At 76.3% G+C, this 26,389-nt stretch carries 28 protein-coding genes and 1 riboswitch; of the genes, 15 read left to right on the forward strand and 13 right to left on the reverse strand.

Features of this window, described 5'->3' with window-relative positions:
* The first annotated feature begins 72 nt into the window (after positions 1-72).
* On the forward strand, positions 73-1,905 hold the full coding sequence (locus LFA75_RS11645; protein WP_225233802.1) for a gamma-glutamyltransferase family protein: 1,833 nt from the start codon (positions 73-75) through the stop codon (positions 1,903-1,905).
* 89 nt (positions 1,906-1,994) lie between these two features.
* On the opposite strand, the gene LFA75_RS11650 is transcribed toward LFA75_RS11645, so the two are convergent.
* The gene (locus LFA75_RS11650; protein WP_225233803.1) at positions 1,995-2,630 is read right to left on the reverse strand and encodes a CG0192-related protein; all 636 of its coding nucleotides are present in this window, start codon (positions 2,628-2,630) and stop codon (positions 1,995-1,997) included.
* A gap of 9 nt (positions 2,631-2,639) precedes the next feature.
* Positions 2,640-3,041 (reverse strand): rhodanese-like domain-containing protein, encoded by a 402-nt coding sequence (locus LFA75_RS11655; protein WP_225233804.1) that lies wholly within the window; start codon positions 3,039-3,041, stop codon positions 2,640-2,642.
* Positions 3,042-3,100: 59 nt separating this feature from the next.
* Between LFA75_RS11655 and LFA75_RS11660 the strand changes: the two genes are divergently transcribed.
* A complete protein-coding gene (locus LFA75_RS11660) occupies positions 3,101-4,912 on the forward strand; it encodes a SpoIIE family protein phosphatase (protein WP_225233805.1) in 1,812 nt (603 codons plus the stop codon).
* A 13-nt stretch (positions 4,913-4,925) separates the two neighbouring features.
* Here the strand turns inward: LFA75_RS11660 and LFA75_RS11665 are convergent, their stop codons facing one another.
* On the reverse strand, positions 4,926-5,369 hold the full coding sequence (locus LFA75_RS11665; protein ID WP_225233806.1) for an ATP-binding protein: 444 nt from the start codon (positions 5,367-5,369) through the stop codon (positions 4,926-4,928).
* Positions 5,370-5,470: 101 nt separating this feature from the next.
* The gene (locus LFA75_RS11670) at positions 5,471-6,025 is read right to left on the reverse strand and encodes a DUF1697 domain-containing protein (RefSeq protein WP_225233807.1); all 555 of its coding nucleotides are present in this window, start codon (positions 6,023-6,025) and stop codon (positions 5,471-5,473) included.
* Between the two features lie 220 nt (positions 6,026-6,245).
* On the opposite strand from LFA75_RS11670, the gene LFA75_RS11675 reads away from it, so the two are divergent.
* The 4 genes from LFA75_RS11675 to LFA75_RS11690 all read left to right on the forward strand — a co-directional run bounded on the left by LFA75_RS11675 (position 6,246) and on the right by LFA75_RS11690 (position 11,341).
* Positions 6,246-7,619, forward strand: coding sequence for a reverse transcriptase family protein (locus LFA75_RS11675; RefSeq protein ID WP_225233808.1), 1,374 nt, complete (start codon positions 6,246-6,248; stop codon positions 7,617-7,619).
* 80 nt (positions 7,620-7,699) lie between these two features.
* Positions 7,700-9,100 (forward strand): uracil-xanthine permease family protein, encoded by a 1,401-nt coding sequence (locus tag LFA75_RS11680; RefSeq protein WP_225233809.1) that lies wholly within the window; start codon positions 7,700-7,702, stop codon positions 9,098-9,100.
* A 34-nt stretch (positions 9,101-9,134) separates the two neighbouring features.
* Positions 9,135-9,821, forward strand: coding sequence for an ABC transporter ATP-binding protein (locus LFA75_RS11685; protein ID WP_225233810.1), 687 nt, complete (start codon positions 9,135-9,137; stop codon positions 9,819-9,821).
* Positions 9,818-11,341 carry a DUF6297 family protein gene (locus LFA75_RS11690; RefSeq protein WP_225233811.1) on the forward strand — a complete coding sequence of 508 codons (1,524 nt, stop codon included), beginning with the start codon at positions 9,818-9,820 and terminating at the stop codon, positions 11,339-11,341. The genes LFA75_RS11685 and LFA75_RS11690 overlap by 4 nt, the downstream gene beginning before the upstream one ends.
* A gap of 8 nt (positions 11,342-11,349) precedes the next feature.
* Here the strand turns inward: LFA75_RS11690 and LFA75_RS11695 are convergent, their stop codons facing one another.
* On the reverse strand, positions 11,350-12,279 hold the full coding sequence (locus tag LFA75_RS11695) for an NADP-dependent oxidoreductase (RefSeq protein ID WP_225233812.1): 930 nt from the start codon (positions 12,277-12,279) through the stop codon (positions 11,350-11,352).
* Positions 12,280-12,372: 93 nt separating this feature from the next.
* On the opposite strand from LFA75_RS11695, the gene LFA75_RS11700 reads away from it, so the two are divergent.
* Together LFA75_RS11700 and LFA75_RS11705 are read left to right on the forward strand one after the other, a co-directional pair.
* Complete coding sequence (locus tag LFA75_RS11700; protein ID WP_225233813.1) at positions 12,373-12,855, forward strand: MarR family winged helix-turn-helix transcriptional regulator; 483 nt, start codon at positions 12,373-12,375, stop codon at positions 12,853-12,855.
* 126 nt (positions 12,856-12,981) lie between these two features.
* A complete protein-coding gene (locus LFA75_RS11705; RefSeq protein WP_225233814.1) occupies positions 12,982-13,362 on the forward strand; it encodes a hypothetical protein in 381 nt (126 codons plus the stop codon).
* Between the two features lie 16 nt (positions 13,363-13,378).
* Here LFA75_RS11705 and LFA75_RS11710 read toward each other — a convergent pair whose 3' ends face one another.
* From LFA75_RS11710 to LFA75_RS11730, 5 genes are all read right to left on the reverse strand, one after another.
* Positions 13,379-13,909 (reverse strand): putative immunity protein, encoded by a 531-nt coding sequence (locus tag LFA75_RS11710; RefSeq protein WP_225233815.1) that lies wholly within the window; start codon positions 13,907-13,909, stop codon positions 13,379-13,381.
* Between the two features lie 95 nt (positions 13,910-14,004).
* Positions 14,005-14,766, reverse strand: coding sequence for an energy-coupling factor transporter transmembrane component T family protein (locus LFA75_RS11715; protein ID WP_225233816.1), 762 nt, complete (start codon positions 14,764-14,766; stop codon positions 14,005-14,007).
* On the reverse strand, positions 14,763-16,085 hold the full coding sequence (locus tag LFA75_RS11720) for an ABC transporter ATP-binding protein (protein ID WP_225236050.1): 1,323 nt from the start codon (positions 16,083-16,085) through the stop codon (positions 14,763-14,765). The genes LFA75_RS11715 and LFA75_RS11720 overlap by 4 nt, the downstream gene beginning before the upstream one ends.
* A gap of 70 nt (positions 16,086-16,155) precedes the next feature.
* Positions 16,156-16,773 (reverse strand): ECF transporter S component, encoded by a 618-nt coding sequence (locus tag LFA75_RS11725; protein ID WP_225233817.1) that lies wholly within the window; start codon positions 16,771-16,773, stop codon positions 16,156-16,158.
* Positions 16,773-16,877, reverse strand: a riboswitch (TPP riboswitch). It overlaps the preceding gene by 1 nt.
* 48 nt (positions 16,878-16,925) lie before the next feature.
* Positions 16,926-17,981, reverse strand: a complete 1,056-nt coding sequence (locus tag LFA75_RS11730) for a type IV toxin-antitoxin system AbiEi family antitoxin domain-containing protein (protein WP_225233818.1) — start codon at positions 17,979-17,981, stop codon at positions 16,926-16,928.
* 248 nt (positions 17,982-18,229) lie between these two features.
* Between LFA75_RS11730 and fabG the strand changes: the two genes are divergently transcribed.
* Both fabG and LFA75_RS11740 read left to right on the forward strand, forming a co-directional pair.
* The gene (gene fabG, locus LFA75_RS11735) at positions 18,230-18,988 is read left to right on the forward strand and encodes a 3-oxoacyl-ACP reductase FabG (protein ID WP_225233819.1); all 759 of its coding nucleotides are present in this window, start codon (positions 18,230-18,232) and stop codon (positions 18,986-18,988) included.
* Between the two features lie 269 nt (positions 18,989-19,257).
* On the forward strand, positions 19,258-19,878 hold the full coding sequence (locus LFA75_RS11740) for a class I SAM-dependent methyltransferase (RefSeq protein WP_225233820.1): 621 nt from the start codon (positions 19,258-19,260) through the stop codon (positions 19,876-19,878).
* Here LFA75_RS11740 and LFA75_RS11745 read toward each other — a convergent pair.
* Entirely contained in the window at positions 19,852-20,472 is a 621-nt protein-coding gene (locus LFA75_RS11745; RefSeq protein WP_225233821.1) for an N-acetyltransferase, read from the reverse strand. The two genes, LFA75_RS11740 and LFA75_RS11745, sit on opposite strands and share 27 nt — an antisense overlap.
* 31 nt (positions 20,473-20,503) lie before the next feature.
* Complete coding sequence (locus LFA75_RS11750) at positions 20,504-21,001, reverse strand: PaaI family thioesterase (protein ID WP_225233822.1); 498 nt, start codon at positions 20,999-21,001, stop codon at positions 20,504-20,506.
* A 64-nt stretch (positions 21,002-21,065) separates the two neighbouring features.
* On the opposite strand from LFA75_RS11750, the gene LFA75_RS11755 reads away from it, so the two are divergent.
* The 5 genes from LFA75_RS11755 to LFA75_RS11775 are packed head-to-tail and all read left to right on the forward strand — an operon-like array spanning position 21,066 to position 25,461.
* Complete coding sequence (locus tag LFA75_RS11755; RefSeq protein ID WP_225233823.1) at positions 21,066-21,716, forward strand: GntR family transcriptional regulator; 651 nt, start codon at positions 21,066-21,068, stop codon at positions 21,714-21,716.
* Positions 21,713-22,735 (forward strand): 1-aminocyclopropane-1-carboxylate deaminase, encoded by a 1,023-nt coding sequence (locus LFA75_RS11760; RefSeq protein WP_225233824.1) that lies wholly within the window; start codon positions 21,713-21,715, stop codon positions 22,733-22,735. Before LFA75_RS11755 ends, LFA75_RS11760 begins: the two co-directional genes overlap by 4 nt.
* 25 nt (positions 22,736-22,760) lie before the next feature.
* Positions 22,761-23,933, forward strand: coding sequence for an N-acetylglucosamine-6-phosphate deacetylase (locus LFA75_RS11765; RefSeq protein WP_225233825.1), 1,173 nt, complete (start codon positions 22,761-22,763; stop codon positions 23,931-23,933).
* Positions 23,934-23,945: 12 nt separating this feature from the next.
* Positions 23,946-24,725 (forward strand): glucosamine-6-phosphate deaminase, encoded by a 780-nt coding sequence (locus LFA75_RS11770; RefSeq protein ID WP_225236051.1) that lies wholly within the window; start codon positions 23,946-23,948, stop codon positions 24,723-24,725.
* Positions 24,726-24,729: 4 nt separating this feature from the next.
* Positions 24,730-25,461, forward strand: coding sequence for a GntR family transcriptional regulator (locus LFA75_RS11775; protein ID WP_225233826.1), 732 nt, complete (start codon positions 24,730-24,732; stop codon positions 25,459-25,461).
* A gap of 72 nt (positions 25,462-25,533) precedes the next feature.
* On the opposite strand, the gene LFA75_RS11780 is transcribed toward LFA75_RS11775, so the two are convergent.
* Positions 25,534-26,389: hypothetical protein (locus LFA75_RS11780; protein ID WP_263639376.1), on the reverse strand; the 856-nt coding region annotated here is incomplete at its 5' end.

Here is a 26,389-nt window from a genome sequence, read left to right on the forward strand (position 1 = left end):
GCGGGGCGTCGCCTGGACGTCGGGCTCCTCGGGCACGCTGCGACCCAGCAGCGGGGTCCGTAGGTTGGCCAGGTGTTCACGACCCGTCCCGAGCTCACCGGCACCTTCGGCATGGTCGCCTCGACGCACTGGCTCGCCAGCTCGGCCGGGATGGCGACCCTCGAGGCCGGCGGGAACGCGTTCGACGCCGCCGTCGCCGCAGGCTTCGTGCTCCACGTCGTCGAGCCGCACCTCAACGGGCCCGGTGGCGAGGTCCCGATCGTCTTCGCCCGCGGCGGGAGCGGTGGGTTCGCGGGCCGGGCCGCCGTGCTCTCGGGCCAGGGGGTCGCCCCGGCCGCAGCCACCATCGAAGGATTCGAGGCACTCGGTCTCGAGCTGGTCCCCGGTACGGGCCTGCTCGCGGCCACCGTCCCCGGTGCCGTCGGTGCCTGGCTGACCCTGCTCCGCGACCACGGCAGCCTGCCGCTGGACGCCGTCCTCCGCTTCGCCGTCGAGTACGCCGAGACCGGCCACCCCCTCTCCCCGCGGGTGGCAGCGACCGTCGACTCGGTCTCCGAGCACTTCACCACCCACTGGCCGACCTCGGCCGCCACCTGGCTCGCCGCCGACGGAGCTCCTCCGGTCGCCGGTCGCCTGTTCCGCAACCCTGTCCTCGCCTCCACCTACCGCCGGCTGCTCGACGCAGCGCGCGGACCCTCCCGGGAGGCGGGCATCGATGCGGCGCTCGCGGCCTGGTACTCCGGATTCGTCGCCGATGCGATCGACGTGTTCTCCCGGCGCCCCGTGCGTGACGACTCCGGTCGTGACCACGCGGGCTTCCTCACCGGGCACGACCTCGCCAGCTGGCAGCCGACGTACGAGTCCCCGGTCACGACCGACTGGCGAGGGTGGGACGTCTCGAAGGCCGGGCCGTGGTCCCAGGGACCGGCACTGCTCCAGGCGATGGCGATGCTGGACGGACTCCCGGCGCTGGCACCGGGCGCAGGAGCTGGTCAGCAGGCACCACAGGCCGAGGTCGTCCACGCCACCGTCGAGGCGGTCAAGCTGGCCATGGGCGACCGCGAGGCCTGGTACGGGGACGTGCCCGACGTACCACTGCAGGACCTGCTCTCCCCTCGGTACGCAACCGAGCGGCGGGCGCTCGTCGGTGACACCGCAAGCCTGGAGCTGCGGCCCGGGTCACCCGACGGGCGCCCGCCCCGGCTGCCCCGGCACGTGACGGATCCGTCCGGGACCTACAGCACCGGCGCCGGCGTCGGTGAGCCCACCGTGGCCCGCACCGGCGAGCACATCACCGAGCCCGACGGCACCACCCGCGGCGACACCTGCCACGTCGACGTCGTCGACCGCTGGGGCAACATCGTCTCTGCCACCCCGTCCGGCGGCTGGCTGCAGAGCTCCCCGGTCATCCCCGAGCTGGGCTTCCCGCTCGGCACCCGGGCCCAGATGTTCTGGCTGGACCGGGACCTGCCCAACTCCCTCGCCCCGCGCAAGCGGCCGCGCACCACGCTGACCCCGACGCTGGCCCGCGAGCGCGAGACCGGCCGCTGGCTGGCCTTCGGCACCCCCGGCGGGGACCAGCAGGAGCAGTGGCAGCTGTGCTTCTGGCTGGCGCACACCCACCGCGGGCTGGACCTGCAGGCCGCGATCGACGCCCCGGCCTGGCACACCACCGCGTTCCCGTCGTCGTTCTACCCGCGCGAGACCAACGTGGGCGAGGTGGTCGTGGAGTCCCGGGTGGGGGAGTCGGTGATCGCCGACCTGCGCCGCCGCGGCCACACCGTCGTCGTCGCCGACCCGTGGTCGCTGGGCCGGCTGTCGGCGGTCAGCGCCGACCCGACCTCCGGGCTGCTCCGCGCGGCCGCCAACCCGCGCGGCATGCAGGGCTACGCCGTCGGCCGCTGAGCCGCGGCCCCGGGGTTCCTGCTCGATGTGACTCGTCGCGGTGTCCGGGGGCCAGGACCCGACGACGTGTCACATCCGGCGCGCGGGGGTCAGCGGGCGAGGGCGAGGAGGACCGGGGTGTCCTGGCCGGTCCAGGTGCCGCGCAGCACCGAACCGCCCACGGAGCCCTCCTCCGCGCCGCCCAGCACCCGCAGCAGCACCAGGTCCGCGGCGCCGGTGGCCAGCACCGTCGTCGTCCCGACCGTGCTGACGGCGACCTCGGCGTCCGACGGCGGCGGGCCGACGGTGCCCAGCGCGCCGTCGACGTGCACCCGGGCAGTGGGCTCCCGGACGACGGGGCCGCCCGGGGTCTGCAGCTCCAGCTCGGCCTGCGGGGTGCCGGTGAGCAGGGCCGCGGCGAGGGCGGCGGCGTACACCGGGTCGGCCGGGCCGTCGTGGACGTAGCGGGTGCCCAGCACGGAGTGCTGCGTCGTCCCGACCAGCTCGGCGCCGTCCAGCGGCTGCGCGCGGTAGGTGAGCGGCACCTGCAGCACCGTGCCGTCGCCGGTGCGCAGCAGGAAGGTCTCGGTGCCCACCTCGCCGGCCGGGTCGTCGAACCGGTAGGCGCCCACCTGCTCCAGGGCGGAGGTGTCCAGGCCCTCCGCCCAGGGCTGGGTGGGCACCCAGGCCTGAAGCAGCTCCAGCTTGCCGGGGACGAGGGTGGCGCTGGGGTGGATGGTGGCCATGCGGGGACGCTAGCGCCGGACGTCGGCCGGGCCGCGGCCGACCGGGAACCCGGCGTCCCGCCAGGCGGCGAACCCACCGGCGAGGTCCCCGGCCCGGTGCAGGCCCACCGCCCGCAAGCTGGCCGCGGCCAGGCTGGAGCTGTAGCCCTCATGGCAGACCACGACGACCTCGACGTCCCACCCGGTGGCCTCGGGGATCCGGCTGCCCGAGGTGGGGTCCAGCCGCCACTCCAGCACGGTCCGGTCGATGACCAGGGCGCCGGGCAGCTCGCCCTGCTCGGCGCGCTGGGTCTCCGTCCGGGTGTCGACGACGAGCGCACCGCGGTCCAGGGCGGCCGCCGTGCCCGCCGGGTCGTAGCGGGTGAGCCCCACCCGGGCCCCGGCCAAGACGCTGTCCACCCCGTGCCCCACGCGCCCATCCTGCCCGTCGTGGTCGACGGTTGTCGGTGGGGACAGGCATGATCGGAGGCATGGAGGGCCGCGATCTGCCGATGACGGCTCTGGTGCAGGAGTTGGCGGCAGAAGCCGCCGGCATCGGCAGCTTCGACTGGGACCTGGCCTCCGGACGCCTGGTGTGGGACGACCGCCTCGTCGAGATGTTCGGGTACGAGCGAGGTTCCTTCGGCGAGTCGCTCGCGGACTTCAACGCCCGGCTGCACCCCGATGACGTCCCCCGGGTGGCCGACGCGCTGCAGCAGACCATCGACACCGTCGGGGTGCTCGACGTCGAGTACCGGGTGCAGCTGCCCGACGGGCGCACCCGCTGGGTGGTCGGCCGTGGTCGGGCGGTGGCCGACGAGACCGGTCGCACCGCCCGGGTGCTCGGCGTCGCCTACGACACCACCCGCGAGCGGGACGCCGAGGCGCGCGTCTCCCGGGTGCTCGAGTCGATGTCGGCGGCCTTCTTCTCCCTCGACGCCGACTGGCGGTTCAGCTACGTCAACGCCGAGGCCGAGCGGGGGCTCGGCCGCGGCCGCGACGAGATGCTCGGCGGGGTGGTGTGGGAGCTGTTCCCGCTCGCGGTCGGCAGCGACTTCGAGCTGCACTACCGGCGGGCGGCCGAGACCGGGCAGCCGGGGGGGTTCGACGCCTACTACCCGCCGCCGCTGGACGCCTGGGTCGAGGGGCGCGCGTGGCCGGGCCCCGACGGCCTCAGCGGGTACTTCCTCGACGTCACCGAGCGCCGCCGGGCGCAGGACCAGGTGGTCCGCAGCGCGGCCCGGCTGGCGATGATCGCCGAGGTGACCTCCGGGTTCGGCGCCATGCTGGCCGGCGACCTCACCCCGGCCCTGGCCCTCGACCAGCTGGCCCGGGCCGTGGTTCCCGTGCTCGGCGACTCCGCGACCTGCACGACCGGCGAGGTCCCCGCCGACGCGGTGTCCGGGGTGACGTTCCCGCTGGTGGCGCGGGGCCGGTCGGTGGGTGCGCTGTCGGTGCACCGCGGTGCCGACCGCCCGCCGATGGACGACGAGGACCTCGCGGCCGGCCGGGAGGTGGCCGACCGGGCCGCCCTCGCCCTGGACAGCGTGCGACTGTACGAGCAGCAGCGGCGGATCGCCGAGGAGCTGCAGCTGAGCCTGCTCACCGCCCCGCCGGCCACGCCGGGGGCCCGGATCGCCGTCCGTTACCTGCCGGCCGCGGAGGCCGCGCAGGTCGGCGGTGACTGGTACGACGCCTTCCGCCAGCCCGACGGCGGCACGATGGTGGTGATCGGCGACGTCGTCGGCCACGACACGGAGGCCGCCGCCGCCATGGGTCAGCTGCGCGGGCTGCTGCGCGGCATCGCGCACCGGTCGGGGTGGGGTCCGGCGGCGGTCCTGGCCGACCTGGACCGGGCGATCACCGGCCTGCAGGTGGACACGATGGGCACCGCGGCCATCGCCCGCCTGGAGCCGGCCGGCGAGGCCGGGGGCACCCGGGTGCGCTGGTCCAACGCCGGGCACCCGCCGATCATGGTGCTGCGGCCCGACGGCACGGTCCAGGAGCTGGCCACCGCGCGGGCCGACCTGATGCTGGGCGTCGACGACCGGGCACCGCGCACCGAGCACGAGCTGGTGGTCCAGCCCGGCGCCACCGTGCTGCTCTACACCGACGGCCTGGTCGAGAGCCGGCAGATGCCGTTGGACGACGGGTTGCCCCGGCTGACCGGCCTGCTCGCCGAGCTCGGCCCGGTGGGTCCGGGCCGGGAGGCGCTGGAGGCGTTCTGCGACGCGGTCGTGGCCCGGCTGCGCCCGGAGGACTCCGAGGACGACGTCGCGCTGGTCGCGCTGCGGCTGGACTGAGGCCGGCCGGGGCTCAGCGGGGGAGCAGGGCCCAGACGCTCTTGGCGGCGCCGTGGGTGTGCCAGCCGTGCGCGGTGGACATCTCGGCGATCAGGTACAGCCCCAGCCCGCCCTTGCTGGGGTCCCGCCCGATGGCCGGCGTCGGCGGTCGGACGGGCGCGGAGTCGCAGACCTCCACCAGCCAGGAGCGCCGGTGCGGGGCGACCCGGGCGGTGACGTCGGCCCCGCCGTGCCGCAGGGCGTTGGAGGCCATCTCGTCGAAGGCGAGCACGACCCGGTCGACCAGCTCGGCGTCCTCGGCGGAGAGGTCGTCGCCCAGCTCGGCGGTCAGGTGACGGCGCAGCTGGGCCCGGACGCGGGGGAGCTCGGAGACCCGGGCCAGCGGCCACATCCACCCCGGTGGGGCGTCCGGGGGTGCGACGGACGGCCACACCGGGCTCGCCGTGTCGCGGTCCACGCGGGTCCCTCTCGTCGTCGTCGCGGGGCGCCGGGGACGGCCCGGACCCCGACAGTCGACCACGACGACCTGGTGGGGGCACCTCCGGGGTGCCCCCGACCTCACCCCCCGGGGCGTCCGGCCAGCTCCGCGACCCGGGTGACCGTCGTCCAGTTGCGACCGGTGCCCGGCGCGCCGAGCAGGCGGTCCCACCGCCAGCTGCCGACCGGGGTGTCCAGGACGCCGTCGGGGAGCCACAGGTGCAGGTCGCGTCCCCGCAGCGCCCAGGCGCCCTCCCCGGGCCCGGCCACCGGGACCGCGGACACCGCGGCCGGGTCGGGGACGGCGGGCAGGAACGTGACCAGGTAGCGGGCCGGGTCCAGGTCGGCGCCGTCGGGCAGCGCGACCGGGCCGCTGTCCACGACGGCGGCCACCTCGGCGGCGGACCGGACGGCGACCGCCACGTCGTGCCCGAAGTCGGCCTGGATGCAGGCGTGCACGTCGGCGGCCAGCCCGTCCTCGACGAGGTCGGTGGTCAGCACGACGTTGCCGCTCTGCAGGTGCGTGGCGACGTCGGTGTACCCGCGGGCGGTGAGCGCCTCCCGCAGCGGGCCCATGCCGATCCGCTTGGCCCGGCCGACGTTGATGCCGCGGAGCAGGACGACGGATCGGGCCACGCCGCAGAAGGTAGAGCCCGGCGGACGGGTCTGGGAAGGTGGCCGGCATGCGGTGGCGCGGGCTCGAGGACGCCGTGCCGCAGGTCGGGCCGGCAGCTCCGGGGATGCCCCGGGGACCGCACGCAGCCTCCACCACCACGCCTCCGGCGCGACGCAGCGCTCCGCGCAGCTCAGCGTCGGGACGACGGGACCGGTCGACCCGCGCCACCGCACGATCCACGTGAAACCACCCGGCACCCGCACCGCCCGCGCGCTGGCCGCCGCGTTCCTGGGCTCCCCGGAGTGGTCCGCGCCGGCGCTGGTCGAGCAGGGCCGGGTGGTGCTGGACCCGGCGCCGGACTGGCTGCCCGCCGTGGCGGCCGCCGCGGTCGCGGCCCACCGGGAGCCGCCGCGGGACGCTCCGCGGGAGCTGGCCGGGTTCCTCCTCGGCGTGCGGGAGGAGTTGCTCGACGCCCGGCCCCGGCTCGACGACGACGGCGAGCCGCTGCCCCGTCCCGCCGAGCCCCGGGTGCGGGCCTGGTTGCCGACCACCCCCCGGATGGGTCGCGCCCGCTGGCCGGTGCACCCGCTGCACGACCTGGCCGACGTCGCCGAGATGCTGGGCACCGACCTCGACCACCTCTCCTGGTACGCCGACCCGCAGGGTCGCCAGCGCACCGAGCCGGCCGGTCACCTGCAGCTCTACCGCCGCCGGTGGCTGCCCCGCCCGGGCCGGGTGCCCCGCCTGCTGGAGGTGCCGACCCCGCGGCTGCGCGCGGTGCAGCGGGTGCTGCTGGACCGGGTGCTCGCCCCGATCCCGCCGCACCCCGCCGCGCACGGGTTCGTCGCCGGCCGCTCCGCCCTGACCGGGGCGCGGCAGCACGTGGGTGCCGAGGAGCTGCTCACCCTGGACCTGGCGGCGTTCTTCGCCACGGTCCGCGCCGGCCGGGTGTGGGCGACGCTGCGCTCGGCCGGCTACCCCGAGCCGGTGGCCTCCCTGCTGACCGGGCTGTGCACCACCTCGGCCACCCGGGACGACCTGGCGACCATGCCGCCGGGCGGCAGCGAGGGCGCCCGTGCCCACGTCCGGGCCGCGCTGGCCACCCCGCACCTGCCGCAGGGGGCGCCGACGTCCCCGCAGCTGGCCAACCTGGCCGCCCACCGGCTGGACCGGCGGCTGGCCGGGCTGGCCGCGGCGGCGGGCGCGGTCTACACCCGCTACGCCGACGACCTGACCTTCTCCGGCCGGCGCGGCACCGCCGCGCTGCGGCACCGGGTGGCGGTCGTCGTCGCCGACGAGGGGTTCGCGCTGCAGCCGGCCAAGACCCGGGTGCGCGGGCGCGGCGCCCGCCAGGCGGTCACCGGCGTCGTGGTCAACGAGCGCCCCTCGCTGCCCCGCGCCGAGCTCGACGCGCTCCGGGCCCGGCTGACCAACGCCGTCCGCCGCGGCCCGTCGGCGGCCGACCTCGCGGCGGTGGACGGCGACCGGCAGGCCCTGCGCCGGGAGCTGGCCGGCCGGGGGGCCTGGGTGACCCAGGTGCACCCCGTCCGCGGGGAGCGCCTGGCCGCCCTGCTGGCCGCCGTCGACTTCGCGGAGCCCGACACGGACCTGTGACCTGGCTGTGACGCGGACCCGTCAGTCTCGGCACCGTCGCCGGTGCACCGGGCACCGGCGGGAGCCAGGGGGAGCAGGACATGGCGACGACGAAGGCGACCAAGGGCACGGGACGGCGGGACCCGGGCGACCCGGACGCGATGCCGCCGTGGGGCGTGGCGGTGCCGCTGGGCCTGCAGCACGTGCTGGCCATGTTCACCTCGAACCTGACCCCGGCGATCCTGCTGGCCGGGGGCATCGGCGCGACCACCGGCGAGGCGGTGCTGCTGGTGCAGGCCGCGCTGCTGTGCGCGGGTCTGGCCACGCTGCTGCAGACCATCGGCATCGGCCCGGTCGGCAGCCGGTTGCCGCTGATGATGGGTTCGGGCTTCGCGTTCATCGCGGTCGCCGTCCCGCTGGCCGCCGAGCGCGGGCTGGACGCCGTGCTGGGCGGGGTGCTCGTCACCGCGCTGGTCCAGGTGGCGATCGGGCTGGGCATCCACAAGATCGCGTTCCTGTTCCCGCCGGTGGTGACCGGGACGATCATCCTGGTGATCGGCCTGGGGCTGCTGCCCAGCGGGATCAACCTGGCCGCCGGCGGGGTCGGCCGCGAGGGCTTCGGGTCCTGGACGAACTTCGGGGTCGCCGGGCTGGTGCTCGTGCTGACCGTGGTGCTCAACCAGTTCGCCCGCGGGCTGGCCAAGGCCGCGTCGGTGCTCATCGCCGTCGTCGTGGGCTACCTGGTGGCCATCCCGGCCGGCCTGCTGGACCTGTCGGGCGTCGGTGACCGGCCGGTGCTGGCCTTCCCGTCGCCGTTCGCGTTCGGCGTCTCGTTCGAGGTGGTGGCCATCGCGTCGATGGCGATCGTCGGCGTGGTGAACATGGTCGACTCGGTGGGCACGGTGCACGCGGTCACCGAGGGCGGCGCGGGTCGGCCGGCCACCCGGCGCGAGCTGCGCGGCGGCATCCTGGCCGAGGGCGGGTCCGCCGTCCTGGGCGGGGTGTTCGGGGCGCTGCCGACCACGATGTTCAGCCAGAACATCGGCCTGGTCGCGCTCACCAAGCAGATGAGCCGGCACGTGGTGACCATCGGCGCCTGCGTGCTGGTCGGCCTGGCGCTGCTGCCCCAGCTGGCCGCGGTGCTCGCCGCCGTCCCGCCGGCGGTGCTCGGCGGCGGTGTGCTGGTGCTGTTCGGGATGGTCTGCGCGATCGGCATCGAGCTGCTGAGCAAGGACGGCCTGGACACCCGCGCGCTGCTCATCGTGGCCATGTCGGTCGCCCTGGGCCGGGGCATCGCGGCCGCCCCGGACGCGATCGCCGGCATCGCGGGGGAGTGGGGTGCGCTGTTCAGCTCGGGGATCGTGGTCTCCGCGGTGGTGGCCATCGTGCTCAACCTGGTGCTGCCCGGGCGCCCGGTGCCCGCGCCCGAGGTGCCGTCCCCGGCCGAGCCCTTCGTCGAGGCGGCCGTCGAGGAGCGCGCCGAGGAGCGCACCGAGCGCTGAGCCGCACAGGGGGGCGCCCTACGCTGCTGCGACGATGGCGAAGAACGGGCTGCTCGAGGTGCACGACCTCTCCGTGGGCTACGGCGGGGAGCCGGTCTGCGCGCCGGTCACGGTCAGCGTGCAGGCCGGCACGGCGCTGGGCGTGATCGGCCCGAACGGGGCCGGCAAGTCCACCGTGCTGCAGACCGTCGTCGGCCTGCTGCCGGCGCTGGGCGGCACGGTGCAGCTCGAGGGGCGGGACGTCGACGAGCGCGAGGCCGGCTTCCGCCGGGCCGTGGCCACCGTGCTGGACGACGACGCCTTCTTCCCCTCCCTCACCGGCGCCGAGCACCTGCTGCTGACCGCCCGCGGGCACGGGGTCGCCGACGCCGAGCAGGTCGTCGCCGAGGAGATCGAGGAGTTCGGCCTGGCCGAGCGGGCGCACGCGCTGCCCTCCGCGCTGTCCTCGGGCCAGCGTCGCCGGCTCGCGCTGGCCGCCGCGTTCGTCCGGCCGGCCCGGCTGCTGGTGCTCGACGAGCCCGAGCGCCGGCTGGACGCCCAGATGCGCCGGCGGCTGGCCGCCCGCCTGGCCGCCGACGTCGCCGAGGGGCTGACCGTGGTGTTCGCCAGCCACGACCCGGAGTTCCTGGCCACCGTCGCCCGCCGGGTGCTGGTGGTCGACGACGACCAGTGCACCGTCGTGTCGCCGAAGGCGGCCGTCGCGGCGCTGCACGAGGGATGAACGCCGACCCGACCCTGGAGCTCTCGGGTGCGGGGGTCCGCCGGTTCACCCGCCGGGCCACCGCGGAGCGCGCCGACACCAGCTGGCTGACCCTCGGCGGGGACGTGCTGTCCGCGCTCACCACCGCGGCGGTCGTCGTCGCGGTGTTCGGCGGGGCGTTCGCCTCGCTGCGGGAGCGGATCGCGGCCCGCCCGGAGACCGGGTCGGCCGTGCTGCCCGGCGAGCTGACCGCGCTGGTCGCCGCGGTGCTGGTCACCGCGGCCGTCGTCGCGCTGCTGTCCCGGCTGGGCCCGGTCAGCGCCACCCCGGCCACCGCCGCGTGGTGGTTGCCGCTGCCGGCCGGACGGCGTGGCCTGCTGCGCGGCGAGCTGCGCAAGGTCGGCCTGGTCGCCGTGGTGGCCGCGGTCGTCGTCGCGCTGCCGGTGGTGCTGGCCGCGCCGCAGGCGCCCAGCGTGCCGGAGGTGTCGGTCACCGTCGCCGGGGCGGCGCTGCTGGCCCTGGCCGTCGTCGGTGGGCTGGTCGTGCTGCAGGCGGGCGGGCGGACCGGCTGGGTGGCGCCGGTGACCGGGGCGCTGGCCACCGTGGTGGTCGTCGTCCCCGCGGTGGGCGGGACGCTGGTGGACGGCTGGGACTGGGTGCCCTCGGCGCCCGACGTCCCGTTGCCGCTGCTGATCGGCGTCCCCGCGGTGCTGGCCGTCGCCGGCCTCGTGGCCGCCGACCGGGTGAGCGACCGGCTGGCCGCCGGCGCCCTGCGCGAGCGGGGGACGGCGGTGTTCGTGGCCTCGGCGTCCGCGCTGTCCTTGGACACCCGTGAGCTGGGCCGGGCGCTGGGCACCCCGGTGCACCCGCCGCGGCGGCAGCGGAGCTGGTCCTGGGTGAAGGAGCCCTGGCAGGCCGTGGTGGCCGGGGACCTGGCCGTGTTCTCCCGCTCGCCGTGGCGGTGGGGTCAGCTGGCCATCGGCACCGCGCTGCCGGTGCTGGCGGCCCGCACCCGCGGGCTGGGCGAGGTGCCCGGCCTGGTCGCCGTCGCCGTGGTGATCGGCTGGGGGCTGGCCGCGGTCGCCCTCGGTGAACCCAGTCGGCGGGCGCACGGGTCACCGGCCGCCGACCGGGCGATGCCGCTGAGCTCGCAGGACGTGGTGCGCGCCCGGGCGATCGTGCCGCTGGCCGGCATGGCACTGGTCTGCGGGGTGTCGGCGGGTGTGGTCGGGCTGGGCTGGGAGTGGGCGGTGCTGGGCGTGCTGACGGCCCCGGCCTGGGCCGGGGCCGCCGTGCGCGGGGGGTACCGGCCCGAGCTCGACTGGTCGGGCCCGGTGCTCTCCTCGCCGATGGGGGCGGTGCCCACCAGCGTCGGGGTCACCCTGGTCCGCGGGCTCGACCTCGGCGTGCTGGGCACCATCCCGTTCATCGTCGCGCTGCTGCTCGGCGAGGCCCCGCAGCTGCTCCAGGGCATCGCGCTCGTCGTGGCCGCCGGGCTGGGTGCGCTCGCGGTCGGGACGGCGCAGCGCCGCAGCAGCTGACCACCCGGTCAGCCGCCCACCAGGACGACGACCTTGCCGGGCAGTGCGCCGGCGCCCGCGCGGGCGTGCACCTCGGCCAGCTGGGCCAGCGGCACCCGCTCGGCCACGTCGACCTGCAGCTCGCCGCTGTCCACCCGGGCCACCAGCTCGGCGAGCTGGGCGGCGTCGCTGCGGACGAAGACGTCGACGCCGCGCACGCCGCGGGCCTCGTCGGAGGGCGCGGGCATCCAGACCGTGGTGGCCACGACGGCACCCCCGTCGCGGACCAGCCCGGCGAGGGCGGCCAGCTGCTCGGGCTCGACCGGGGCCAGGTTGAGGGCCAGGTCCACCGGCTCGGTGCGGGGGGTCGCGGCGGGGTCCACCACCTCGGCGGCGCCGAGGGCGAGGAGGGCCTCCCGGTGGCGGGGCGCGGCGACGGCGACGACGTGCGCGCCCGCCGCCGCGGCCAGCTGGACGGCGTACCGGCCCACCGCCCCGCCCGCGCCGACGACCAGCACCCGACGGCCGGCGGTCAGCCCGCCGTGGTCGAACAGCGACTGCCACGCGGTGAGCGCGACCATCGGCAGCGCGGCGGCGTCGGCGAGCGGGATGGTGGTCGGCGCGGCGACCAGGACGTCGGCCGGGGCCAAAACGAACTCGGCGGCGGCGCCGTCGGCGATCATCGGCAGGAAGCCGACGACCGGGTCGCCCACCGCGAGGCCCTCGACCCCGGGGCCCAGCGCGTCGACGGTGCCGGCGACCTCGACGCCGGGGACGTGCGGCAGTGCGACCGGGAACGGCCCCTGCATCGCGCCGGCCCGGATGGTCGCGTCGATGCCGTTGAAGGTGGTGGCGGCGACGCGGACGCGGACCTCGCCCGCCCCGGGCCGAGGGGTGTCGACGTCGTCGCTGCGCAGGACCTGCGGGTCGCCGAACTCGTGGAAACGGACTGCCTTCATGGTGTTCCTCCTGGGTAGGTGCTTCGAACTCGTAACACTGGCGACCGTAGAGGTGTTCCGAGTTCGAAGCAAGTGCCCGGTAGGCTCGGTGCCGTGACGAGCCCGGACCACCTCGCGCCCGAGCAGCTGCAGACGTACTTCGCCCTCATGGAGACCGCGAGCCTGCTGCAGTACGCGGTGGAGCAGCAGCTGCGCGCCGACGGCGACCTGAGCTGGGTGCAGTTCCAGGTGCTGGCCGGGCTGGTGCTCGGCCCCGAGCCCAGCCAGCGGATGACCGACATCGCCGACCGGGTCGTCTACAGCCGCAGCGGGGTGACCTACCAGGCGACCGTGCTGGAGAAGCGCGGCCTGGTGGCGCGCAGCGCGGACCCCGCCGACGACCGCGGCACGGTGGTCAGCGCGACCCCGGCCGGCCGGGCGCTGATCGACCGCGTGCTGCCCGGGCACGAGGCCGTCGTCCGGGCGGCGTTGCTGGACCTGCTGCCCGCCGAGGACGCCCCGGTCCTGACCCGGCTGCTGCTGCGCCTGCGGGACCGGATGCGCCAGGCCCCGCCCCGCTCCGCCCGCCGCCGCTGACCGCTGCAGTCGCAGGGTGGGTGGACCCAGCGGGGCGCCCCTCCCTCCAGGTCCTGCCCTGGGGGAAGGGGCGGCGCGACGGGTGGACCCAGGGTGCAGCCCGCACGGCGGTGCCAGGATGGCGCGGTGGTCGACCTGACTGCCCCGGACGCGGGCACCCGCCGTCGGCGCCTGGGCGTGCCGGCGAGCTGGGTGCTGCTCGTGCTCGGCGGGCTGCTCGTGGGCGCGCTGGCCTGGTACCCGGTCCTCTTCGCCTGGTTGCTGGGTCTGGTGGTCGCCGGGGAGCTGGGGTGGGTGGCCGTCGATCCGACGCTCGTGGACGACGGCATCGGCGTCGTCGTCTGGGCCACTGGCGTGCTCTGGTTCGTGCTGCTGGGGGTCGCCGGGCCGTTGACCTGGGCGATGCGCCGGGTGAGCAGCCTGCCTGCGCGGACCTGGTGGCCGGTGTCGGTGGCCCTCTGGGTGACCCCGTTCGCGGTCGCCCTGCTGAGGTCCGAGCTGGGTTGAGTGCGCCGCGGCGGTCTCAGGCCAGGCCGGCCTGGATCTCTCGGGTGAGGACGCCCAGCGCGCCGGAGGTCAGCAGCCCCGCCCCCAGCGGACCGGACCGGTCCGTCCCCGCGGCCGGCAGTGTGCGCAGGGCGGCGCGCACCTCGTCGGGGAGGTGCGCGAGCTGCCAGCGCACCTCGGCGGGCCCGGCGTCCGGGTCGTCGGGGTGCGCGAGCGCGACGGCCCGGGCGGCGTAGGCCGCGGCGCCCAGCGCGTGCGCGCCCATGTGCGCGACCCCGGAGGCCTGCGCGGCGGACCGGGCGGCGGCCGCACCGGCCGGCGAGGTGGCCGAGGCAGCGGCCCGGCCGGCCTCGAAGCGGCGCTTGATCTCCCCGGCGGTGCCCAGCTCGCCGCGGGCGAAGGCGCGCGTCCGGGCGACGGCGTCCCGGGCCCGGTCGTCGTGGGGCGCCTCGGACTCGATGAGCGGCAGCACCCGCTCGGCGCAGTCCGCGGCCCACGCCGCCACGGTCCGCCGGTCGGCCTCGCTCAACGCCTGGGGTGAGGGCACCGGGTCACCCTGGCACGGGCCGCGTCGAGTGCGGAGCTGGGCCGGTCATCCGCGACCGGTGGGCGGCCTGGCTCCGCACTCGGTGAGCGGGTGCGTCAGCCGCCGACGAAGACCGGGTCCCAGACGCCGCTGAGCACGCTCGCGGTGACGGCGACCGCGCACACCGCCACCGTGCCGACGACGAACCAGGCATCCCGGGCGTGCAGCACCGACCCGCGGGCGTTCGTGCGGGTCACCCCGGAGTCGAACCCGCGGGCGTCCATCGCCGTGGCCAGCCGCCCGGCCCGCCGGACGGCGCCGACCAGCAGCGTGAAGCCGATCCCGGCGACCAGCCGGACCCGGGCGACCGGGTTGCGGCCGGCCTCGACCCCGCGGGTCCGTCGGGCCAGCCGCACCGACTCGAACTCGGCGACCAGCAGCGGCACGAGACGCAGCGCGGCCAGCGCCCCGACGGCGAACCGGGCCGGGAACCGCCAGTGCACGGTGAGCGCGTCGGCCAGCCGCACCGGGTCGGTCGACGCCACCAGGAACACCCCGGGCAGCGCCAAGCCGACCACCCGCAGCGCCAGGCCGAGCGCGTACACCGCGCCGGACTCGCCCAGCAGCAGGTTCACCAGTCCGACCGTGCCCGCGCCGATCAGCAGCGGCCACGTCCGCAGCCACAGCGTCCGCGGGTTCGTCAGCCCGGCGGCGGGCAGCAGGCACAGCTCGGCGAGCACCACCACCGACGGGGTGACGACGTCCAGGCTGGTCAGCAGCACCACGGTGACCACGGCGATCGCGGTCAGCTGGGCGACCGGGTTGACCCGGGACAGCGGCACGTCCGGCGCGGGCCCCAGGGCCAGGGACGCCGTCACGACAACCGCTCCTCGGCGTCGGCCAGGACGTCGACCAGGTCCCGGTCGTGGGTGACCACGCAGACCGCGCAGCCGGCGGCGCGCTGCTCGGCGAGCAGGGTGACCAGTTCGCGCCAGGTGGCGGCGTCCTGGCCGAAGGTGGGCTCGTCGAGCACCAACGCCTGCGGGGACGTCGCCAGCGCGGTGGCCACCGACAGCCGGCGCTGCTGGCCGCCGGACAGCGTGAACGGGTTGGCGTCGGCGAACGGGGTCAGACCGAGGCGCTCGAGCAGCTCCTCAGCCCGTACTCGCGCGGCGTTGGACCCGGAGCCCGAGCGCAGCGGACCCAGCTCCAGCTCGTCGCGCAGCCGGCCGGTGAGGAACTGGTGCTCGGGCTGCTGGAAGACCGTGCCGATCCGGGTGACCAGCTCCCCGGCCCGCCAGCGGTAGGGCTCCCGCACCCCGCGGGCGGCGAGCTCCTCGGCCGCGCGCACCCGGCCGGTCGTGGGTGCCCGCAGCCCGGCCAGCAGCAGGGCCAGCGTGGACTTGCCGGTGCCGTTCGCGCCGGTCAGCGCGGTGACCGAGGCGCCCGGGAGGGCCATGTCGGTCGGCGGCAGGGCGGGTGTCGTCGTCCCCCGGTAGGTGAAGCCGGCGGCCTCGGCGACGACCCGGGGGGCGCCGGACCCGGGAGCCACCGGCAGCACCAGACCTGCCGTCCGCAGCTGCGGCGTCCAGTCCGGGCCGTGCGCGACCAGCCCGCCGTCGACGACCTCGACCACCCGGTCCACCAGCGGCAGCCAGGGCGCGGCGTCGTGGTCGACGACCAGCAGCGTCGTCGACCGGTCGGCGACCGCGCGGGCCACCGCCTCCCGGACGACGTCCGAGCCTGCCGGGTCCAGCTGGGCGGTCGGCTCGTCCAGCAGCAGCAACCCGGGTCGGCGGGCCAGCGCCCCGGCCAGCACCAGCCGCTGCTTCTCCCCGCCGGACAGCGCCTGGGTGGCCCGGTCCCGGGCGTAGCGCCAGCCGACGGCGGCCAGCGCGTCGTCCACCCGTGGCCAGATCTGCTCGCGCGGCAGGCCGGCGTTCTCCAGTCCGAAGGCGACGTCGTCCCCGGCGCGGGTCATCACCAGCTGGCTGTCCGGGTCCTGCAGCAGCAGGCCCAGCCGGTCGCGGGCCTCGGCGGGGGAGCGGCCGTCCACGGTCAGCTCGCCGGTGACCTCGGCGGCCTCGGGATCCAGCAGCCCGGCCAGGACCGCGAACAGCGTGGACTTGCCCGCGCCCGACCGGCCGGTGACCAGCACGCGCTCGCCGGGCGCGACGTCCAGGTCGACGTCGGTCAGCGCCGAGGCGAGGCGGGAGGCGTGCCGGACGGCGAGCCCGCGCGCCCGGACGGCGGACGGGCCGCCGTGGCTAGACGCGGCTGCGCCCGGAGGCGAAGGAGCTCAGCGCGCCGGTGCGGGCCAGGGCCTTCACCAGCAGCAGCCCGACCACACCGGCCAGCAGCACGCTGCTGATCACGGTGAAGACGGTGTAGGGCACCTTGTAGGCCCAGAAGCCCAGGTCGGCGTAGTAGACGGTGTTGTCCAGGATCGACGTGGACAGCCCGGCGGTGACCCCGGCGAGCACGGCGGTGCCCCAGCCGAAGGACCGGTACCGGGTCAGCAGGAAGCCGATCTCGCCGCCCAGGCCCTGGATCAAGCCGTAGACGATGATGATGCCGCCGTAGGGCGAGCCCAGCAGCAGGCTGACCGCGGCGGCGAGCCCGGAGGCGAAGATCGCGGCGCCGGGCTTGCGGACCAGCAGGCCGGCGACCACCCCGGGCATCAGGTAGACGCCGTTGAGCACCGCGGCCAGCGGCGGGAAGAAGTCCAGCGGCGCGGCCAGCACGCCGAAGACCAGGTTCCAGGCCCAGAAGACGACGCCGAACGCGACGCCCAGGACGGCGGTCGTGACGATGTCGACGGTGCGCCAGGAACGGCGCGGCGCCTGCCCGGTGGCAGCGGTCGGACGGGTGACCTCAGCGGTCATGGTGCTCTCTCCAGACTCCCTACGCCGGCATGACCCGGTTCAGGTTCGAGGGTCTGCGGTTGCCCGCACTCTCAGCGCCTCGTGGCGCTCCCCTGTCGGTGTGTTCTGTTGTGCCGGGGACTGTACGCACGCCCGCTTTCCGCCGCAGAGGGTCACCCCCCGGTCATCGGGTCGCGCCGCGACGCGACCCTCTGACTGCCCGGTGACCCGCTGCCGGGGTCACGGGGGCGCGGCGCGAACACCGCGCGGTAGCGGCGCGGGCCGGGCACCGGGTGCGCCAGCATCCCGAGCAACCGGTCGACGGCCCTCGCCCAGGCCCGCGGTTCCAGGTCCTCCTCGGCCACCCGCCAGAACCGCAGGCCGGCGGCGGTCAGCTTCTCGGCCCGTCGCTTCTCCTCCCAGACCTTCTGCTCCGCCGTCCGGTCGTGCCACGGCTCGCGGGTCTTGACCCGTCCGTCGGTCTCCTGGACGACGCCCGCCTCCTCCCAGAGCCCGTCGGGGTAGAACCGGTCCCCGTCCAGGTCGATGCGCATGCCCCGGCGGGGCAGCGGGACCCGCGACGTGAGCAGCGCCAGCCGGTGCCTGCTCTCCAGCGGCGACTCCACGTGCTCGACGGCGAGGTCGGCCAGCCGGCGGGCGTCCGCCGCGTGCGCCCACCCGGTCGCCGCTGCGGCGGCGGCGCCCAGCAGCTCGGGGGTGACCAGCTCGGGCAGCCGGTGCAGCGCGGCATCGGCGGCGACGACCGCGTCGGTCAGCGGCAGGGTGCGGGCGAGGTCGACCAGGGTGCGCGGCAGCGTCGTCACCGGGATGCCGCGTCGACGGGTGACGTCGCCGTCGGGCAGCGGTGCGCGGTGGATGCGGTACCCCTCACCGGCGCGGTTCTGCGTCGGGTCGAGCAGGACGACGGTGCCGTCGAGGGAGCGCGGGAGGGGCAGCTCGTACACCGTCGCCGCGCTGTGCCGCCCGACGACGGCACCCGGTCGCTGCAGCGCGAGCACCACGGCGACCGTCTCCAGGAGGTGGCGGCCGGCGCCGTCCAGACCCGCGAGGTGGGAGGCCTCGGCCAGGACGCCGCGCCGCAGCCGGACCCACTCGCCGCGACGGAGCTGTCGGCGCACCTCCGCGTCGGTGATCCCGGCCCGTCGCAGGTCGGCGGTGATGATCAGCCCCATCCGTCGAGAGCGGAGCTCGTCCAGGAGAGGGTGCACACCGGGACCGTGCGCTGGGAGCGGGTCCGGCGTCGGTCGTCGTCCACACCCGGCGGGGCCGTCCACAGATCGGCGTGCGGCATGGACACCGGCGCATCCGTGCGGGTCACCCCACGGTCATCGGGTCGCGCCACGACGCGACCCGATGACCGCCAGGTGACCCAGGAGGACGCCCGGCCCGTGCCGCCGTCCCGCCCGGCTGGTAGAGATCAGCGGAGACGTACTCACCGGTAGTGAAGGAGCAGGCAATGGCGCAGGCACAGCGGACGGCGATCGTGACGGGGGCTGCCCGCGGGATCGGGGCGGCCATCGCCACCCGGTTGGCGGCCGACGGCATGTCCGTCGCGGTGCTCGACCTGGACGAGGGCGCCTGCGCCGGCACGGTGGAGAAGATCAAGGCCGCCGGCGGCGACGCCATCGCGGTGGGCGCGAACGTGGCCGACGAGGCCGGCGTGGCCGCGGCGGTGGACCTGGTGGCCGAGGAGCTCGGCGGGCCGACCGTGCTGGTGAACAACGCCGGCATCACCCGCGACAACCTGCTGTTCAAGATGAGCGTCGAGGACTGGGACGCCGTCATGAACGTCCACCTGCGCGGCGCGTTCCTGATGAGCAAGGCCGCCCAGAAGCACATGGTCGCCGCCGAGTTCGGCCGGATCGTGAACCTGTCCAGCGTCTCGGCGCTGGGCAACCGCGGCCAGGTCAACTACTCCGCGGCCAAGGCCGGCATGCAGGGGTTCACCAAGACCCTGGCCATCGAGCTGGGCCGCTACAACGTCACCGCCAACGCGATCGCCCCCGGGTTCATCGAGACCGAGATGACCGCGGCGACCGCCGAGCGCGTCGGCGTCCCCTTCGAGGACTTCAAGGCCATGGCCGCCAAGCAGATCCCGGTGGCCCGGGTCGGCCAGCCCGAGGACATCGCGCACACCGTGTCCTTCCTGGCCAGCGAGGGTGCCGGGTTCGTCTCCGGCCAGGTCATCTACGTCGCCGGCGGGCCCCGGGACTGATCCCGCGGCCCGATCCGGGCCGTCCGCGATGGTTGGCGGACGGCCCGGCGAGGTAGTTCTCCTGGGCATCGCACGTCGCGCTGGAGCCCACGGCCGGCCGTGCCCGCGGGCGCTCGTGAGCCCGCGGCATCCGCCCAGGGCTCCGTGCCCGCTGCGCCCCGGGAGCCTCCCTGCCCTTCGACTGCACCGCCGAGTCCCAGCACTTCGCCTGCTCCACCGACCTCGTCCTCCGTCAGTACGCCCGCGAGCTGGGCTGGGCCCGTGACGGGGTGGTCGAGCTGGGCACCGGCGACGCCTCGGCGGTCGCGGGGGTGGTCGCGGGCCTCCCCGGGCTGACCGTGCGCTCGTGGGACGTCGACGCCGACTCGGTGTCCGCGGCCCGGGCCGTCGTCGCCGAGCGCGGCGTGGCCGACCGCTACACCGTCGAGCACGGCGACTTCTTCGCCGGTGCGGCCGGGTCGCCGGCCCGCACCGTGATCACCAACCCGCCCTACCTGCCCGCCCCGGACGGCGACCTGGAGCTGCCCGGGCTGTGGGGCGGGCCCGACGGCAACGCGCTGCTCGTCCGGCTGCTCGGCGGCCCGTGGGAGAACGTGGTGGCCGCGGTGGCCAGCTACGCCGACCCGGTGGGCACGCTCGAGGCGGCCGCCGACGCCGGCTACCGGGTGACCAGCTTCCTGGCCATGCCGCTGGAGCTGGGCCGGTACAGCCGCGAGCCCAAGGTGCTCGACCGGATCCGCGACCTGGTCGCGGCCGACCGGGGCTGGGCCGACGACGACTCCTACATGGTCGCCGTCGCCCTCTTCACCCGGTCGCCGCTGCTGCGGGTGGACCGCTCGGCCGAGCTGGCCGGCGCGCTGCAGCTAGGCGTCCCCGCCCTGGCCGCCTGAGGCCGGGCGGCGCACCATCGCCCAGGCCGGGAGCTCGTGGTCGACCGCCGTCCGGGTGGCATGGGTGACCGCGAACCCCTGCCGCTGGCCCCAGGTCACCGCCAGCCGGGTGTAGGCGGTCAGCGCGGCCGGCACGCCCTCGGCGTCGCAGCGCTCGAGCACCGGCCGGCAGACCTCGGCGGCCAGGCCGGCGTGCCGCTGCTCGGCCAGGGTGCCCACGGCCACCAGGCGCCAGTGCGGCTCCTCGGGCAGGCCCTGCTCGGCCAGGCGCTCGCTGGCCAGCACGACCGGCTGGCGGCTGCCCAGCATCCGCGGCAGGTCCCGGTCCAGCACGGTCTGCAGGTCGGCGGCGATCGGCGGCGGGGACGGCGGGGCCCAGACGGCCACGCTGGCGCCGTCCTCCGTCGTCCAGACCGAGTCGGTGTCCAGCGCCTGCAGGACGGCGAGCTCGCACCAGCGGTGCAGCCGCTGGGACCGGCCGTCCTCGGGCAGCGCCCAGGACGACCAGCGGTAGTCGGCCCAGGCGCGGGCCAGCGTCGCCGAGATGCGGGGGACGTCGGGTCGGCGGGCCGGGCGGACGACGGGTGCGCTCACCGGCCCACCCCACCACAGTGCGCCGGCCGGCTCAGGGGCGCATGACCAGGATGGAGCTGGTCGCGGTGGCCAGCAGCCGGTCGGCGCCGTCGGTCAGCCGGGCCTCGGCCAGCGCGGTCCGCCCGCCGAGGTGGGTCACGGTCCCGGTGCAGCGGACCCGGCCGGTGGTCGTCGTCATCGCGCGCAGGAACTTCACCGTGAGGTCCAGGCTGGTGTAGCCGACCCCGGCGGGCAGCATCGAGTGCACGGCGCAGCCGGTCGCGGAGTCGAGGATCGTGGCGTAGACCCCGCCGTGCACCGAGCCGATCGGGTTGTAGTGGAACTCGGCCGGGTCGAGGGTGAACACGACCTTTCCGGGCTCGACCGACTCCAGGCCCATGCCCAGCGTCGCCGCGATCGGCGCGGCCGGGAGGCGACCCTCGGCGATCCCGCGCAGCACGTCGATGCCGGCGCTGGTCATCACCTCGGCCGCGGAGACGGCGGGGTCCCCCCAAGCGTAGGTGCGCTCACGGGTGGGTTCGGTTGTCATACCGACAACCTAGCGGGTGTGCCGATATGGCCGGGCCTTGACAGATGCACAACTGACATCTGAGATGTCAGTTGTGACCACGCCTCGGGTGCTGCTGCGCGACCAGGCCCTCGTGCGCCTGCGCGAGGCGATCGTGACCGGCGAGCTGCCCCCGGGCGGGGTGGTGAAGGACGCCGAGCTGGCCGGCCGGCTCGGGCTGTCCGTCGCCCCGGTGCGCACCGCGCTGGCCCGGCTGGCCGACGAGGGGCTGGTGGAGTCCAAGCCGCAGAGCCACACCCGGGTGACCGCCGTCGTCCCCGCGGTGGTGCACGACGCGGCGGTCGTCGTCCGGGCGATGCACGAGCTCGCCGTCGCCACCGCCGTCCCCGCCGTGACCGCCGACGACGTCGCGGCGATGCGCGCGGCCAACCAGCGGTTCGCCGACGCGGTCCGGGCCGGCGACGTCGACGCGGCGCTGGACGCCGACGACGAGCTGCACGACGTGCTGGTCGACCGCTGCGGCAACGGTGCGGTGCGGGCCACCGTGGACCGCTTCACCCCCGTCGTCCGCCGGCTCGAGCGGTTGCGCTTCGCCGCTGCGCACGGGTCGGACTCCGTCGACCTGCACGACCAGCTGATCACCGCGTGCGAGCACCACGACGTCGAGGCCGCCGTCGGCACCACCACCGCCATCTGGACGGCGCTGCTGTCCGAACTGACCGAGGAGACCCCGTGACGACGCTCGACGACTTCCCCCGCACCAGCCTGCTGTTCGGCCCCTCGCCGGTGCACCGCCTGGACCGGCTGACCGAGCACCTGGGCGGCGCCGCCGTCTGGGCGAAGCGGGAGGACTGCAACTCCGGCATCGCCTACGGCGGCAACAAGACCCGCAAGCTCGAGTACCTCGTCGCCGAGGCGCTCGCGCAGGGCTGCGACACCCTGGTCTCGATCGGCGGCGTGCAGAGCAACCACACCCGCCAGGTCGCCGCGGTCGCCGCGCACCTGGGGCTGTCCTGCGTGCTCATCCAGGAGAGCTGGGTCGACTGGCCCGACGCGGTCTACGACAAGGTCGGCAACATCCTGATCTCCCGGCTCGCCGGCGCCGACGTCCGGCTGGTCAAGGCTGGGTTCGGCATCGGGTTCAAGGAGAGCTGGGAGACCGCGCTGGCCGAGATCGAGGCCCGCGGCGGGAAGCCCTACGCCATCCCGGCCGGCGCCTCCGACCACCCGCTGGGCGGGCACGGCTTCGCCAACTGGGCCCGCGAGGTGGCGCAGCAGGAGCAGGAGCTGGGCGTCTTCTTCGACACCGTCGTCGTCTGCTCGGTGACCGGCTCGACCCAGGCCGGCATGGTCGCCGGCTTCGCCAAGCTCGAGGAGGACGGCGCCCGCCCGCGCCGGGTGCTGGGCATCGACGCCTCCGCCAAGCCCACCGAGACCCGCGACCAGGTGCTGCGGATCGCCCGGCGCACCGCTGCCGCGATCGGCGTGCAGCGCGAGCTGACCCTGGACGACGTCGAGCTCGACGAGCGCTTCCACGCCGGCATCTACGGCATCCCGGACGACGTCACCCTGCGCGCCATGGAGACCGCCGCCCGCACCGAGGGCATGGTCACCGACCCGGTCTACGAGGGGAAGTCGATGGCCGCCACGATCGAGCTGGTCCGCTCCGGCGAGATCTCCCGCAACTCGACCGTGCTCTACGCCCACCTCGGCGGCCAGCCCGCCCTGAACGGGTACAGCGCCCTCTTCAGCTGAGCCACATGGGCGGTACCGTCCGGTCATGACCAGTGCTCGGGAGCGTGGCGGCGGTGCCGTCCTGCGCGGACGGTTGGTCACCGGCGGATCGGTCGTCGAGGACGGCGGGGGCGCCGTCCTCGACGACCGGATCGGGTACGCGGGACCGGCGGCGGGCTTCGCCGGCGACCTCCCGCCGGCCGCCCCCGACCGGCTGCTGCTGCCCGGCCTGGTCGACCTGCACTGCCACGGCGGCGGCGGGCACGGCTTCCCGGACGGCGACACCGCCGGGGTCCGGGCCGCCGCCGCGCACCACCGCCGCGGCGGGACGACGACGCTGGTCGCCAGCCTGGTCTCCGCACCGACGGAGATCCTGCTGGCCCGGCTGGACGTGCTCGCGCCGCTGGTCCGCGCCGGCGAGCTGGCCGGGGTGCACCTGGAGGGCCCGTTCCTGTCGGCCGCCCGGTGCGGCGCGCAGGACCCGGCCGCCCTGCTGCCCGGCGACCCCGCGCTGCTGCGCCGGTTGCTGGCCGCGGGCGTCGTGGTCTCGGTGACGCTGGCCCCGGAGACCGCGCACGCCGACGAGCTGGTCGCCGTCCTCCGGGAGCACGGCGCGCTGCCCAGCTTCGGGCACACCGACGCCTCCGCGGCGACGACCACCGCTGCCGTCCGGTCGGCTGCCCGGACCGGGCGGGTGTCGGCCACCCACCTGTTCAACGGCATGCCGCCGATGCTGTCCCGCGCCCCGGGACCGGTCGCCGCCTGCCTGGCAGCGGCCGGTCGCGGCGAGCTGGTGGTCGAGCTGGTCGCCGACGGTGTGCACCTGGCGCCGGAGACCGTGGCCGCCGTGTTCGACCTGGTCGGTCCCGCGCAGGTCGCGCTGGTCAGCGATGCGATGGCCGCGGCCGGCATGCCCGACGGCGGGTACCGGCTCGGCGGGCTGCCGGTCACCGTCTCCGGCGGGGTCGCCCGGCTGACCACCGGGGGAGCCATCGCGGGCGGCACCTCCCGGCTGCTGGACGTCGTCCGCTGCACGGTGGCCGCCGGTGTCCCGCTCGCCGACGTGGTGCTGGCCGCGACGCAGACCCCGGCGGACCTGCTGGGCCGCACCGACGTCGGTCGGCTGGTCGCCGGTGCCCGTGCCGACGTGCTGGTGACCGATCCCGACCTCGCGCCCGTGGCGGTCCTCGCCGCGGGCACCCACCTGCTGGAGGACTGACCGTTGGAGCTCGTGCTGCTGCCCACCCCCGAGGACTGCGGGCGGGTCGTCGCCGACGCGGTGATCGCGTCGGTCACCGCCGCGCAGGCCGCCGGCGGGCCGGGCGCGCTGGGGCTGGCCACCGGGTCCTCCCCGCTGCGGGCCTACCGGGAGATGCAGGCCCGGCACCGCGCCGGCAGCTGGACGACGGCCGGCGTCCGGGCGTTCCTGCTCGACGAGTACGTGGGCCTGCCGGCCGGGCACCCGGAGTCCTACCGGGAGGTGATCCGCCGGGAGTGCACCGACGAGCTCGGCCTCGAGGTGCACGGTCCCGACGGGTCCGCCGACGACCCGATGCAGGCCGCCCTGGACTACGAGGCACAGCTGGAGGCGGCCGGGCCGGTCGCCGTCCAGGTGCTCGGCATCGGGGCCAACGGGCACGTCGGGTTCAACGAGCCGGGCTCCTCGCTGGCCAGCCGGACCCGGGTCAAGACGCTCACCGAGCGCACCCGGTCGGACAACGCCCGGTTCTTCGGGGACGACGTCGAGGCCGTGCCGCGGCACGTCATCACCCAGGGCCTGGCCACCATCGGCCGGGCCCGGCACCTGGTGCTGGTGGCCACCGGGGAGTCCAAGGCGGCCGCGGTCGCCGACGCCGTCGAGGGACCGGTCAGCGCCTCCTGCCCCGGGTCGGTGCTGCAGCTGCACCCGCACGTGACGGTGGTCGTCGACGAGGCCGCCGGTTCGCAGCTGGCCCGGGCCGAGTACTACCGCTACGTCCTGGCGCACAAGCTGGCGGCGCAGGGCTGGTGACACGATGAGCGCCGTGCCCGGGCCGCTGATCCAGGACGGGCCGGTGCCCAAGCACGAGCAGCTGCGCGGGCGGTTGACCGAGTTGGCCGCCCGCCTCCCGGCCGGCACGCCGCTCCCCGGCGAGCGGCAGCTGTGCGTCGAGCACGGGGTCAGCCGGATCACCGTCCGGGAGGCGATCGGCCAGCTGGTCAGCGAGGGCGTCCTGGTCCGGGTCCGCGGCAAGGGCACGTTCGTCGCCGAGCGGCCGGCCCGGTCCCGCCTGCACCTGGCCTCCTTCCACGAGGACATGCGGCGGTTGGGGCTGGCGGCGTCCACCGTCGTGCTGGACGTGGTCCGAGCCGTGCCGCCGCCGGTGACCCGGCGGGGGCTGGAGCTGCCGGCCGGGGCGCCGGCCTGGCACGTCCGCCGGCTGCGGCTGGCCGACGGCCAGCCGATGTCGGTCGACGACGGCTGGTACGTCGCCGACCTGCTGCCCGATCTCGGGGAGCGCGACCTCACCGGGTCGCTCTACACGCTGCTCGCCGACGAGTACGACTGCCCGGTCGACCGGGCAGAGCAGACCGTCCGCGCCGCGGAGGTCGACCGGGACACCGGGGTGCACCTGGGGGTGGCCCCGGGTCGGTCGGTGCTGGTGTTCGACCGGGTCTCCTCCAGCCGCGGACGGCCGGTGGAGCACGCGATCTCCACCTACCGCGGTGACCGCTACGAGGTGCAGATGGCGGTCGGGCTCAGCTGATCCACGTGGAACATCCGGGCACGCCGGCGGCCCGGTCGTCGCGGACGACGACCGGGCCGGGGCGCGTGCTGCCTAGCGGGTGCGGCGGGCGGTGAGGCTGAGGATCAGCCCCATGGCCAGGGCGAGCAGACCGGCGAGCAGCGGGGTGCCGAGGTCACTGCCGGTGTAGGCCAGCGAGGTCTCGTCGGACTGGGCGTCGGCCTGCGCGCCGGTGATGACCGGGGTGCCGTGCAGGGCGACCGGGGTGATGCCGAGCGGGGTGTCGGTGCGGGGGCCCTGCGGGTCCTCGGTGGCCGTCGGCGGGGTCACCGGGGGGACCGGGGTGGTCGGCGGGGTGGTGGTCGGGCCGCAGGCGGCGGAGGCGTTGCCGAGCAGGCTGATGGCGTTGCCGCAGGCGGTGACCGGGACGTCGACGTCGATGCCGCCGCCGGGGCCGCCGGTGCCGGTGGTGGCCGGGGAGCAGGTGGCCGAGGCGTTGCCGAGCAGGCCGATCGCGGTGCCGCAGACGGTCACGGGGACGTCGACGTCGAGGCCACCACCGGTGCCGGTGGGCGGGGGGCCCGTGCTGCCGGTGCCGGGGCCGGTGCCGGTGCCGGTGGTGGGCGGGGTGCAGGTGCCGGTGGCGGTGCCCAGGACGCCGATGCCGTTGCCGCAGGCGGTGACGGGGGCGTCGGCGTCGATCAGGGTGTCGGTCGCGCTGTTGCCCGTCGTGCCGGTGCCGGTGGTGCCGGTGGTCGGGGTGACCGAGCCGGTGCCGTTGCCGATGACGCCGATGCCGTTGCCGCCGACGAGGACGGGGGCATCGACGTCGGCCAGGTCAGCGCCGTCGGCCGGGGCGGCCGGGGTGGCCGGGGTGGGCGTGGCGCAGGTGCCTGTCCCGTCGCCCAGGACGCCGACCCCGTTGCCGCACGCGGTGACGGGGTCGGCC

Origin of the sequence: Klenkia terrae (assembly GCF_900491935.1) — a bacterium.
Taxonomy (GTDB): Bacteria; Actinomycetota; Actinomycetes; order Mycobacteriales; family Geodermatophilaceae; genus Klenkia; species Klenkia terrae.